The following is a 12,296-nucleotide window of genomic DNA, read 5'->3' as shown; positions in this document are numbered from 1 at the left end:
GACATGGACAACCTCACCGAGCAGGACCTGCTGCTGCTCGCCGAGCTCGACGTGCTGTTCGACAAGGTCGACCCGGTGCCGGCCGACCTGGTCGAACGCGTGCAGTTCGCCATCGCGCTCGAGGACCTCGACGTCGAGGTGGCCCGCTGGCAGCGCGGCGAGGAGCTGGCCGGCGTCCGGGGCGCCGGCCCGAACACTGTCACGTTCACCGTGGAAGACCTGACCATCATGGTCAGCTTCGCCCCGGCCGGTGCCGGATACCGGTTCGACGGCTGGCTGGTACCCGGGGGACCGCACACCGTCGAGGTCCGGGTGGCGGGCCACACCTCGACCACCGCGGAAGCGGACGAGGGCGGCCGGTTCGCCGTGGACGACGTGCCCAAGGGCACCACCCAGCTGGTCGTGCACCTGGCCAACGGCGCGGGTTCGCGGCCCCGGACGGTCGTGACGCCGACGCTCGTGCTCTAGGCGAAGCGATCTTCCCCCCGACGGTGGACACCACACCTTTGACCGGGTGTGCTGGTATGTACGAGTGCCTTCGACGTCCACCGCTACTGCCGCGCGCCTCCATGTCGCCGCGGACGTGCTGGCTCGGGTGGCGAAGCTGCACGCCGGCGCGCACCAGACCGCCCTGTCCCAGCAGTACGCCGAGGCGTCCCGGCTGCACCGGCGCGGGCTGAAGCTGCTCGACCGGCTGCCGACGGAGGACGCCGAGCAGCAGCGCCTGCGGGTGCGGGTGCTCACCTCGCTCGCGCACACCGACGCCGAGGCGTACGGGCTGCGTGAGGGCATGCCGTCGCTGGAACTCGCGCACAAGCTGGTGTCGTCGATGCCGCCCGGCGGCACCCGGATGGCGCTGGAGGGCCTGATCCAGCGCCAGCACGGCAACCTGCTGTGGCGGGCCGGGCTGCTGTCGGAGGCGTTGCCCGTGCTGGACCAGGCCGTGGCCGCGACGAACAAGGCGCTGGCCTCCGGCGCCCCCGTGGAGACGGGTCTGGTCAGCGCCCTCACGGCTCGTGCGCTGGTGAACAGCGCCCTGGGCAATCCGCACTCGGCCGGCGACGACCTGCGCCGCTGCCTGTGGCTCGGACACACGTACCACTCCCCCCTGTCGCTGGCGATCACCACCAGCAACCTCGGCGACGTGCACTACCGCATGGGCGACGCCCCGACGGCGCTCCGGTACTACGAAGAGGCCGAGCGCCTGATGCTGCGTGTCGCGCCGACGGCGGTGCCGAAGGTGCGGTCCGACCGTGCGCAGGTGCTGCTGTACGCGGGACTGGCCGAGGAGGCCGCCAACGCGCTGGATGAGGCGTTCGGCAGCCTGCGTGAGCAGGGCGGCAACCGCGACCTCGCGGAGGCGGAGACGCTGCGCGCCGCCGCAGCCGTGATGGAGGGCGACTACGCCACCGCGCGGGCCTTCGCCGACCTCGCGCGGCGGCGATACCTGCGGCAGGAGCGGCCCGCGCTGGCGTGGCTGGCGTCGCTGACGGGTCTGCACGCCGCCACCGCCACCGCGCTGAGGGGCCCTCGCAAGCCGTCAAAGGCGTTGGTGCGGCGGGCGTTGGAGCTGTCGGAGCGGCTCGGCGGGCTCGGGCAGACCGACGAGTCCGCGGTGGCCAAGCTCCTCGCCGTACGCCTCCAGCTGCGGCGCGGCGAGGTCGAGGACGCCGCGCGCCTGCTCGGCGAGGTGCCCGCGCCGGGGCGGTTCACGTCCATCGACCACCGCATGCTGCGACGTCTCGCCCGCGCCGAGGTGGCCGTGGCGACCGGCGACCGGCGCAGCGCGTTCAGCCAGGCGCGGGTCGGGTTCACGGAGCTGGGGCGCACTCGGGACCGTATGGGCGGTCTGGAGCTGGTGTGCGGCACCGCCGTACACGGGCGTGAGCTCGGCGTGCTGGCGGTGCGGCTGGTGCTGGACGGCGGCAAGTCGGCGTCGGACGCGCGGCGGCTGTTCGGCTGGCTGGAGCGGACCCGGGCGCAGGTGTACCGGTACGAGCCGCAGCCGTCCATCGACGACCCGGAGCTGGCCGACCGGATCAGCGAAATCCGCAACCTCACGCGGGCCATGCAGCTGGCCAAGGCCGAGGGGCGGCGGGTGCGGGAGATGGCCGCCCGGCACGCCGCGTTGCAGCAGGAGGTCACCCGGCTGGGTTGGCAGACCACCGTGTGGGGACGGCCGCGGCCGGTCGCCGACCTGGCCGAGGTCGGCAAGCGCCTCGAGGACCGGGCGATGATCAGCTTCGCCGCCGTCGACGACGCGCTGGTCGCCGTGGTGATTGTGGACGGTCGGCCGCGGCTGGTCCGTCTCGGCAGCGTCACCGATGCCCGGCAGGCGGCCAAGATGCTGCACGCCGACCTGGACGCCCTCGCCCCCGACCACCTGCCGCCCGCGCTGGTCGAGGTCGTGTCGGCGTCCGCCCGCCGGCGGGCGCAGTTCCTGGACGAGCAGCTGCTGCGGCCGCTGGCCGGCGTCATCGGCGACCGCGAGCTCGTGGTCGTGCCGACCGGGCCGCTGTACCCCGTCGCCTGGGGCGCGCTGCCGTCGCTGCGTGGACGGCCCGTGGTCGTCGCGCCGTCGGCCACCGCGTGGCTCGCGGCGTCCGGTGATCAGCAGCTGCCCGGCACCGGCCGCAGCGTCCTGGTCGGCGGCCCCGACCTGCCCGCCGCCGTCGGCGAGGTCGCGCAGCTCACCCGGTACCTGCCCGGGGCTCAGGTCCTCGACGGCGCGCAGGCGACCGTCGAGGCTGTGCTGGAGGCGTTGGACGGGGCACAGTTGGCGCACATCGCCGCCCACGGCATGCACGAGCCCGGCAACGCCCTGTTCTCCCGGCTGGATCTTGTCGACGGCGGCCTGTTCGCCCACGAGACCGCGCGGTTGCAGCGGCCGCCCGAGCAGGTCGTGCTGGCCGCCTGCGAGCTCGCCCTGACCCGCATCCGCCCCGGCGACGAGGCCCTCGGCTTCGCCGGCGCCCTCCTGGCCACCGGCGTCCGCACCGTCACCGCCGCCGTCTCCCGCGTCGGCGACCACACCGCCGCCGAGTCCATGGCCTCGTACCACCGCCGAGTAGCCGAAGGCGCCCGCCCGGCGGTAGCCCTGGCCGACGCCACCGCCGCCGACCCCCTCCGCCGTCCCTTCATCTGCCTGGGCGCCAGCAACTGAACCCCCGCGAGTCGCGCTCACAGACAGAGCGAATGTAGGTTTCGGGCAGAACTGAGCTCCGGGGCTCACTTCTGCCTCGTTCTTACATCCGATCTGGTGCTGAGCGCGACTCGCGGGGGTTCGTGGGCACAGCAGAAGGCCGGTCCCGCTGTGCGGGACCGGCCTTCTTGTGCTTGCTAGCGCTGGGCTTCTATCAGAAGTCCATGCCGCCGGCGTCCGGAGCACCGGCCGGGGCCGGGTTCTTCTCCGGCTTGTCGGCGACGACCGCCTCGGTGGTGAGGAACAGGGCGGCGATCGACGCGGCGTTCTGCAGCGCCGAGCGGGTCACCTTGGCCGGGTCGATGATGCCCGCGGCCACCAGGTCCTTGTACTCGCCGGTGGCGGCGTCCAGACCCTCGCCGGCCTTGAGGCCCTTGACCTTCTCCACCACGACGCCGCCCTCGAGGCCGGCGTTCACGGCGATCTGCTTCAGGGGCGCCTCGACGGCGACCTTGACGATGTTCGCACCGGTCGCCTCGTCACCCGACAGGGTGAGGCCGGCGAACGCGGTCTCGGCGGCCTGGAGCAGGGCCACGCCACCACCGGCGACGATGCCCTCCTCGACGGCGGCCTTGGCGTTGCGCACCGCGTCCTCGATGCGGTGCTTGCGCTCCTTGAGCTCCACCTCGGTGGCGGCGCCGGCCTTGATGACGGCCACGCCGCCGGCCAGCTTCGCCAGGCGCTCCTGGAGCTTCTCGCGGTCGTAGTCCGAGTCGGACTTCTCGATCTCCGCGCGGATCTGCTTGACGCGACCCTGGATCTGCTCGGCGTCGCCGGCGCCCTCGACGATCGTGGTCTCGTCCTTGGTCACCACGACCTTGCGCGCCTTGCCCAGCAGGGACAGGTCGGCGTTCTCCAGCTTGAGGCCCACGTCCTCGGAGATGACCTGGCCACCGGTCAGGGTGGCGATGTCCTGGAGGATCGCCTTGCGGCGGTCGCCGAAGCCCGGGGCCTTGACGGCGACGGACTTGAAGGTGCCGCGGATCTTGTTGACCACCAGGGTCGCCAGGGCCTCGCCCTCGACGTCCTCGGAGATGATCAGCAGCGGCTTGCCGGCCTGGATGACCTTCTCCAGCAGCGGCAGCAGGTCCTTGACGGACGCGATCTTGGAGCCGAACAGCAGGATGTACGGGTCCTCGAGGACCGCTTCCTGACGCTCGGCGTCGGTCACGAAGTAACCGGAGATGTAGCCCTTGTCGAAGCGCATGCCCTCGGTGAGCTCCAGCTCGAGCCCGAGGGTGTTGCTCTCCTCGACGGTGATGACGCCTTCCTTGCCGACCTTGTCCATCGCCTCGGCGATCAGCTCGCCGATGGTGGAGTCGGCGGCGGAGATGGACGCGGTGGCAGCGATCTGCTCCTTCGTCTCGATCTCCTTGGCGGTCTTCAGCAGCTGCTCGGCAACCGCCTCGACGGCCTTCTCGATGCCCCGCTTCAGACCCAGCGGGTTGGCGCCGGCGGCGACGTTGCGCAGGCCCTCGCGCACCAGCGCCTGGGCCAGCACGGTGGCGGTGGTGGTGCCGTCACCCGCGACGTCATCGGTCTTCTTGGCGACCTCCTTGACGAGCTCGGCCCCGATCTTCTCCCACGGGTCCTCGAGCTCGATCTCCTTGGCGATGGAGACACCATCGTTGGTGATGGTGGGGGCGCCCCACTTCTTCTCCAGCACGACGTTGCGACCCTTGGGGCCGAGCGTCACCTTGACGGCGTCAGCGAGGGTGTTCATCCCGCGCTCGAGACCGCGGCGGGCGTCCTCGTCGAACGCGATCATCTTGGCCATTGCGGTGTGGTCCTCCGGGTTATGGATGACACGGTGCTCGGCCAGGCTCGGTGCCCGCGACGGACGACCCACCAGGGGTGGGCCTCACCGTCCCGACCTAACGTGTTGGCACTCGCAGTGCCCGAGTGCTAGTTCGTGTTTAGCACTCGGGGACGCCGAGTGCAAGAAAGTCCGCTCAGGCGGTGAGGAACACGATGAGCACCACGAGCAGCACCAGCACCGCGGTGCCCAGCAGCACCGGCACGGCCCAGCGGGCGGCGCCGCCGTCCTCGCGGAAGGCGGAGTTGTTGATCGGCGCCGGCGGCCGCAGCCGGATCGGCTGGTCGCCGGCCTGCGGATAGCCGCCGTACTGCGGCTGCCCCGGCGCGGGCTGCTGGTACGGCCGGGGCTGGCTGGGGAACGGCTGCGAGGACGGACCCATGGCCTGCTGCTGCGCGGGGCCGGCCTGCACCGGCACCGGACCGCTGGCCGGCTCGGTGCGGACGATCGCCTGCTGCGCCACCGGCGTCGGCGCGGGCACACCCGGCTGCGCGACGGTGACCAACGCCGAGCGCGCGGCGGCGACCAGCTCGCGGCAGTTGCCGTAGCGCTGCTTGGGGTCCTTGGCCATGCCCTTGCGGATCACGTCGTCGATGCCGGCCGGCAGGTTCACCAGCTTCGTCACCGACGGCGGCTGGCTGCCCAGGTGGCCCTGGATCACCTCGGACACGCTGCCCTGGTACGGCGGGCGGCCGGTCAGGCAGGCGAACAGCACGCAGGCCAGGGAGTAGAGGTCGGTGCGGCCGTCGACGGGCTCGCCGCGCAGGTGCTCAGGCGCCGCGTAGGTGGGCGAGCCGAGGAAGTCGCCGCCGCGGGTGCGGTGGCCGGTGGCGCCGCGCCGCGTCAGGCCGAAGTCGGCCAGGTAGACGTGCTCGCCGGCGGACTCGCGGCTGGTGACCAGCATGTTGGCCGGCTTGACGTCCAGGTGCACCAGGCCACGTCCGGCCAGCATGTCCAGCGCCTCGCCGGCCTGGCTGACCAGGATCAGGGCGCGCGAGGGCGGCAGCGGGCCGTCCTTGATCAGGCTGGCCAGGTCGGACCCGTCCACCAGCCGCATGGCGATGTAGAGCAGGCCGTCCAGCTCGCCGAAGTCGTACAGCGGCACCACGTTGGAGTGGTCGATGGCGGCGGTGTTGCGCGCCTCGTCCACGAACCGCTCCCGGAACTCCGGGTCCTCGGTGAGGTGTTCGGAGATGACCTTCAACGCGACCTTGCGGCCGAGCCTCATGTCCGTCGCCCGGTACATGACGCTCATGCCGCCACGGCCCAGCACCGCGTCGATGCGGTAGTGGCCCAGGCGCTTTCCGGTCAAGTCATCCGACACGTGGCCAGCGTAACGTCCGCCAGTTTCGCGTTGCGGCCGGTTAGGGGGAAAACGGCGGCGGCCACGCGGGCCGCCGCCGTGATGAGCTGCTTGCCTCAGACCTTGCGGACGTCCGCGGCCTGGCTACGGCCGTCGCGGCCGGCCTGGACCTCGAACTCAACCCGGTCGCCCTCTGCCAGTGCCCTGAATCCGTCCATCTGAATCGCCGAGTAGTGGACGAACACGTCCTGACCACTGTCCTGAGCGATGAAGCCGTAGCCCTTTTCCGAGTTGAACCACTTGACCGTGCCGACTGCCACGGCGTCCTCCTTGAGATGGTGGAACCCGGCGCTGGGGGCGCCGATTGGATCTCACGTCAACGTTAGCGGCCACAGGGCGTCACGCCATCTGCTTGTTGGGTGCTCTTGCTGCGACGGGTTCGTTGCCGCACAGCAATTTCCGGTGACTCGAACGGCGGTACCGCCGACGCCGGCCGGTATGCGGGAGGATGGGTCCCGTGTCCACTTCAGCAACGCGCCTGGCCAGCGTCGACGAACACCTGGAAACGGTGTTGGGGCTGGTCGGCAATACACCGGTCGAACGTATTCGGATCGCGGACTGTCTCGGTCTCGCGATCGCCGAGGACCTGATCTCTCCGGTCGCACTCCCACCGTTCGACAATTCGGCGATGGATGGTTACGCCGTTCGGGCGCGAGACATTAGGGACGCGCCGGTCGAACTGCCGGTGACCGACGACATCCCGGCCGGTAAGACCGAACTGTCCGAACTGGCCCCCGGCACCGCGCAGCGAATCATGACCGGCGCGCCGGTGCCGCCCGGCGCGGACGCCGTCGTGCAGGTGGAACTCACCGACGGCGGCACGGAAAGCGTGCTGATCAACGGCGAGGTGGAGCCGGGCGCGCACATCCGGCGTGCCGGCGAGGACGTGAAGGTCGGCGACGTGGTGCTGCGCGCCGGCGCGGAACTCGGTCCCGCGCAACTGGGTCTGGCCGCCGCGGTCGGCGCCGGCGAGCTGCCGGTGCGCCGTCGGCCGCGGGTTCTGGTGCTGTCCACCGGATCCGAGCTCGTCGCGCCCGGGAATCCGTTGCTGCCGGGGCAGATCTACGAGTCCAACGGCGTGATGCTGGGCGCGGCGATCCGCTCGGCCGGCGCGCTGGCCGAGGTGCTGAGCTTCGTCCCGGACGACGTCGACGCGTTCCACAAGACGCTGGCGGACCGGCTGGACTCGGCCGACCTGATCGTCACCTCCGGCGGGGTCAGCGCCGGCGCCTATGAAGTGGTGAAGGACGCGTTCACCGGTCAGGGCGTGGAGTTCCGCAAGGTGGCCATGCAGCCGGGCATGCCGCAGGGCGCCGGGAAGTACCGCGGCGTGCCGGTGGTGACGCTGCCCGGCAACCCGGTCAGCGCGCAGGTGTCGTTCGAGGTGTTCCTGCGGCCGGCGCTGCGGTCGGCGATGGGGCACGCGGTGATCCACCGGCCGACCCGGACCGCCGTGATCACCGACGCGCTGCACTCGCCGCCGGGCCGCCGGCAGTTCCGCCGCGGCCTGCTCGACCCGGCGGCCGGCACCGTCAAGCTGGTCGGCGGGCCCGGCTCCCACCTGCTCAACGCGCTCGCGGTGGCGAACTGCCTGGTCATCGTGCCGGAGGGGGTCGGCGAGGTGGCGGCGGGCGACGCCGTGACGGTCGTCGGACTTGCGTAGAGTCGTGTCGTGGGACTCATCGGGTGGATCGTGCTCGGCGCGATCGTGGGCTGGGCCGCCAACCTCGTCGTGGGCGGCCGGGACCGACGACCGCAGGGCTGCATCGTCAGCATCTTGGTCGGCATCGCCGGCGCGTTTCTGGGCGGCTGGCTGTTCCAGCTGGCCACCGGGCATCCGCAGGACTTCGGCTGGAACTTCAGCAGCTTCGGCATCGCACTGGTCGGCGCGGTGATCTTGCTGGCGGTGCTGAGCCTGTTCCGGAACGCGGGCCGCCGCGGATAGCCCACGCGGGGGCCCGGGCGGGGTGCCCTATCGTGTGCCGCGATGAACGCCAACTCGCCCGACCCCGCCGGGTTCTCCGTCAGCCACTTCCTGGAACTGGCCCGTAAGACCGTGCCGCCGATGCACCCGGGCGGCCGGCCGATCGTGGCCGGCTTCGCCGTCGGCGCGCTCGTGCTGCGGCTGCTCAACCGCCGGCTGGGCTTCCTGGGCTTCGTGGCCACCGCCTGGTGCGCCTGGTTCTTCCGGGAGCCGGCGCGGGTGACGCCGACCCGGCCGAACGTGGCGGTGGCCGCGGCCGACGGCACGGTCGCCGACGTCGTCGAGGTGGAGCCGCCGGCCGAGCTGGGCCTGCCGGCCGGCCGGACGATGCTGCGGATCAGCACCTTCCTCAACATCTTCGACGTGCACGTGCAGCGGCTGCCGGCCAGCGGCGAGATCACGGCGGTGCACTACCGGCCGGGCAAGTTCCTGTCGGCCGACCTGGACAAGGCGTCCGAGGACAACGAGCGCAACTCGCTGGCCATCCGCACCGAGGACGGCAAGGACCTGGTCGTGGTGCAGATCGCCGGCCTGGTCGCGCGGCGCATCGTCTGCGAGGTCAACCAGGGCGACACCGCCGTGGCCGGCCGCACCTACGGCCTGATCCGCTTCGGCTCCCGGGTGGACCTCTACGTGCCGCTGGGCAGCAGGGTGCTGGTCGAGCCGGGACAGCGCACGATCGGCGGCGAGACCGTGCTCGCCGAACTCGGAGGCTGACTCCGATGCCCACGGGTCCCGGCGTCCGGCTGCTGCCCAACGCCATCACGGTGCTCGCGATGTGCGCGGGCCTGTCCGGCGTGCAGTTCGCCATGACCAACAACTACGCGGTGGCGATCGGCGCGATCGGCGCGGCCGCGATCCTGGACAGCCTGGACGGCCGGATCGCCCGGCTGCTCGACGCCACCAGCAAGATGGGCGCCGAACTGGACTCGCTGGCCGACGCCATCTCCTTCGGCGTCTCGCCGGCGCTGATGCTCTACATCTGGGCCCACGGCTCGAACAGCGGCCTGTGGATCGTCTCCCTGATCTTCGCGGCGTGCATGGTGCTGCGGCTGGCCCGGTTCAACACGCTGCTCGACGACACCGAGAAGCCGCCGTTCACCAAGGAGTTCTTCGTCGGCGTGCCGGCCCCGCCGGGGGCGCTGCTGGCGCTGCTGCCGATCGTGCTCTGGCTGGCCGCCGGCTCCGGCTGGTGGACCTCCACGGCGGCGGTCGCGGTGTGGACGGTGATCGTGGCGGCGCTGATGATCAGCCGGGTCCCCACGCTGTCCCTCAAGACGATCAAGGTGCCGCCGCGCATCGTGGCCCCGCTGCTGGTCGGCGTGGTGCTGGTGGCGGCGACCGTGCTGCTGTACCCGCTGTGGGCGCTGGTCGCGGCGATGCTGATCTACCTCGCGCACATCCCGTACGCCGTGTACCGCTACTACTGGCTGGCCCGGCACCCGGAGGCGTGGTCGGTGCCGTCGCGGGAGCGGCGGGCCATCCGCCGCGCCGGCAGCGCCGCCCGCCGGTTCGGTCTGCGGCCGCCGCTGCGGCGCCGGGTCGCCGGCGCGGCCAGCCGGATCAGCCAGGTCCGGCTGCCCCGGCGCGGCGACCAGTCCACCAACGGCCAGGCCAACGGGGACGGCCGCCGCCGCGGCGGCTGGCGCCAGCTCGGGCTGCGCCGCCAGGAACGCCGCTGAGTCACGGATAAGCTGGCGGCGTGATCTCGCTGACCGCCCGCCTGTCCCCGTCCGCGTTGGACACCAGGCGCGGTGTCGTCCGCCTGCACCCCGAGGTGCTGGACGCGCTGGGCCTGCGCCCGTGGGACGCGGTCAAGCTCACCGGCTCCCGCGTCAGCGCCGCTCTCGCCGCCGCACACGACGGCGAGAGCCCGCACGGCATCGTCTACGTGGACGACGTGACGCTGTCCAACCTCGGCATCGTCGAGGGCTCGGAGATCGTGGTGGCGCCGGTGGAGGTGTCGGCGGCGCGGTCGATCGTGGTGTCCGGCTCCCGGCTCGCGTCGGCGTCGGTGCACCCGGACACCCTGCGGCTGGCGCTGACCGGCAAGGTGCTGACCACCGGCGACGCGGTGTCACTGCTCCCCCAGGACCTGGCCCCGCCGCCCGGTTCGGACGTCTCGCAGGCCCGCCGGCAGCTCTCGCTGGCCATCGGCACGACGTGGACGAACGAGCTGATCACCGTGACGGCGACGCAGCCGGTCGGGCCGGTGACCGTCGGCCCGAGCAGCGTGCTGACCTGGCGTGGCACCGAGGTTGTGACCGAGCCGGAGCCCGAGGCCGAGCCGGTGGTGGTGCCTGTGGAGGCGCCGGCGGCCGCGCCGGTGCCGGTCGCCGACCTGGTCGGGCACCAGGACTCCGCCCAGCTGCTCACGGAGTGGCTGAACCTGACCATCCACCAGCCGGAGCTGCTGGCCCAGCTCGGCGCGTCCGCGCAGCTGGGCGTGCTGGTCAGCGGTCCGGAGGGCGTGGGCAAGGCGACGCTCGTGCGGTCGGTCGCCGCCGGCGTCGGCGCTTCGGTGATCGAGCTGTCCGCGCCGAGCATCGCCGCGCTGGAGGCGAATGCCGCCGCCAAACAGGTCTCGGCGGCGATCGCGAACGCCACCAAGCCGTCCGTGCTGTTGATCGGCGACATCGATGCGCTGCTGCCGGCCGCGACGCCCCCGCCGGTGGCGACGATCGTGTTGGACATCCTGCGCTCGGCCGTCCGCACCGAGGGCCTGGCCGTGGTCGTGACGAGCGCGCACCCGGAGGCGATCGATCCGCGGCTGCGCGCGCCGGAACTGGTGGACCGGGCGCTGTCGCTGCCGCTGCCCGACGGCAAGGTGCGCGTCGACCTGCTGCGGGTGCTGCTGCGCGAGGTCCCGGTGGAGTCCGATGTGGACCTCGGCGCGATTGCCGACCGCACACCGGGTTTCGTCGCCGCCGACCTGGCCGCGTTGCGCCGGGAGGCCGCGCTGCGGGCGGCCATGCGCCACGCCGGGGGCGTGCTCAAGGTCAGCCAGCAGGATCTGCTCGGCGCGCTGGAGACCGTCCGTCCGATCTCGATGTCCACTTCGGACACTTTGCGGACCGGCGGCCTCACGCTGGACGACGTCGGCGACATGAGCGAGGTCAAGCAGGCGCTCACCGAGGCCGTGCTGTGGCCGTTGCAGTACCCGGATTCCTTTGCCCGGCTGGGAGTCGAGCCGCCGCGCGGGGTGCTGATGTACGGTCCACCCGGCTGCGGCAAGACGTTCCTGGTGCGGGCCCTGGCCGGCAGCGGGCGGCTGAACGTGCTGTCGGTCAAGGGCGCGGAGCTGATGGACAAGTTCGTCGGCGAGTCCGAGCGGGCGGTGCGGGAGTTGTTCCGCCGGGCCGCCGAGGCCGCGCCGACCCTGGTGTTCCTGGACGAGGTCGACGCGCTCGCGGCGCGCCGGGGCCAGTCCTCCGACTCGGGCGTGGCCGACCGCGTGGTGGCGGCGCTGCTGACCGAACTGGACGGCGTGGAGCCGCTGCGGGACGTGATCGTGGTCGGCGCGACCAACCGGCCCGAGCTGCTGGACCCGGCGCTGCTGCGGCCGGGCCGGCTGGAGCGGGTGATCTACGTGCCGCCGCCGGACGCCGACGCCCGGGCCGAGATCCTGCGGTCGGCCTCCCGCAACATGCCGCTCGGCCCCGACGTGGACCTGCCCGCGCTGGCCGCGGAGCTGGACGGCTACTCCGCCGCCGACTGCGCCGGCCTGGTCCGGGAGGCGGCGCTGACCGCGATGCGCGAGTCGCTGTCCGCGGCCGAGGTCACCGCGGCCCACCTGGCCAAGGCGCGCACCGCCGTACGGCCGTCACTCGACCCGGTACAGCTGGCGGAGCTGGCGGCTTACGCCGAGTCGCGCAAGCTCTGAAAGCCCTGGATGTCGGATCGGCAACGGCGCGGGCGAAAGGCCGCGAAA

General features: G+C 72.3%; 10 protein-coding genes. 7 read left to right on the top strand and 3 right to left on the bottom strand.

Going from position 1 to position 12,296, the window contains the following annotated elements; translation table 11 throughout:
• Window positions 1–3: 3 nt before the first annotated feature.
• Entirely contained in the window at window positions 4–468 is a 465-nt protein-coding gene (locus tag BCF44_RS15130; RefSeq protein ID WP_116174959.1) for a carboxypeptidase regulatory-like domain-containing protein, read from the top strand.
• A 64-nt stretch (window positions 469–532) separates the two neighbouring features.
• Entirely contained in the window at window positions 533–3,163 is a 2,631-nt protein-coding gene (locus tag BCF44_RS15125) for a CHAT domain-containing protein (RefSeq protein ID WP_246015060.1), read from the top strand.
• Between the two features lie 193 nt (window positions 3,164–3,356).
• Here the strand turns inward: BCF44_RS15125 and groL are convergent, their stop codons facing one another.
• The 3 genes from groL to BCF44_RS15110 form a co-directional block, all read right to left on the bottom strand.
• Complete coding sequence (groL, locus tag BCF44_RS15120) at window positions 3,357–4,979, bottom strand: chaperonin GroEL (RefSeq protein ID WP_116174848.1); 1,623 nt, start codon at window positions 4,977–4,979, stop codon at window positions 3,357–3,359.
• A 175-nt stretch (window positions 4,980–5,154) separates the two neighbouring features.
• Entirely contained in the window at window positions 5,155–6,342 is a 1,188-nt protein-coding gene (locus BCF44_RS15115) for a serine/threonine-protein kinase (protein WP_116174847.1), read from the bottom strand.
• A gap of 95 nt (window positions 6,343–6,437) precedes the next feature.
• Entirely contained in the window at window positions 6,438–6,641 is a 204-nt protein-coding gene (locus BCF44_RS15110; RefSeq protein WP_025354171.1) for a cold-shock protein, read from the bottom strand.
• 218 nt (window positions 6,642–6,859) lie between these two features.
• Here BCF44_RS15110 and moeA point away from each other — a divergent pair, with 218 nt between their 5' ends.
• From moeA to BCF44_RS15085, 5 genes are read left to right on the top strand one after another with little or no spacing between them, the layout of a single operon-like run.
• The gene (gene moeA / locus BCF44_RS15105; RefSeq protein ID WP_116174958.1) at window positions 6,860–8,044 is read left to right on the top strand and encodes a molybdopterin molybdotransferase MoeA; all 1,185 of its coding nucleotides are present in this window, start codon (window positions 6,860–6,862) and stop codon (window positions 8,042–8,044) included.
• Between the two features lie 9 nt (window positions 8,045–8,053).
• The gene (locus BCF44_RS15100; protein ID WP_116174846.1) at window positions 8,054–8,326 is read left to right on the top strand and encodes a GlsB/YeaQ/YmgE family stress response membrane protein; all 273 of its coding nucleotides are present in this window, start codon (window positions 8,054–8,056) and stop codon (window positions 8,324–8,326) included.
• Between the two features lie 42 nt (window positions 8,327–8,368).
• Entirely contained in the window at window positions 8,369–9,082 is a 714-nt protein-coding gene (locus tag BCF44_RS15095) for a phosphatidylserine decarboxylase (RefSeq protein WP_116174845.1), read from the top strand.
• Window positions 9,083–9,087: 5 nt separating this feature from the next.
• The gene (gene pssA / locus BCF44_RS15090; RefSeq protein ID WP_116174844.1) at window positions 9,088–10,047 is read left to right on the top strand and encodes a CDP-diacylglycerol--serine O-phosphatidyltransferase; all 960 of its coding nucleotides are present in this window, start codon (window positions 9,088–9,090) and stop codon (window positions 10,045–10,047) included.
• Between the two features lie 20 nt (window positions 10,048–10,067).
• Window positions 10,068–12,248, top strand: coding sequence for an AAA family ATPase (locus tag BCF44_RS15085; RefSeq protein WP_116174843.1), 2,181 nt, complete (start codon window positions 10,068–10,070; stop codon window positions 12,246–12,248).
• Window positions 12,249–12,296 lie beyond the last annotated feature (48 nt).

This window comes from Kutzneria buriramensis, assembly GCF_003387475.1.
GTDB classification, from domain to species: Bacteria; Actinomycetota; Actinomycetes; order Mycobacteriales; family Pseudonocardiaceae; genus Kutzneria; species Kutzneria buriramensis.
This window is presented reverse-complemented; position numbering and strand designations above follow the sequence as displayed.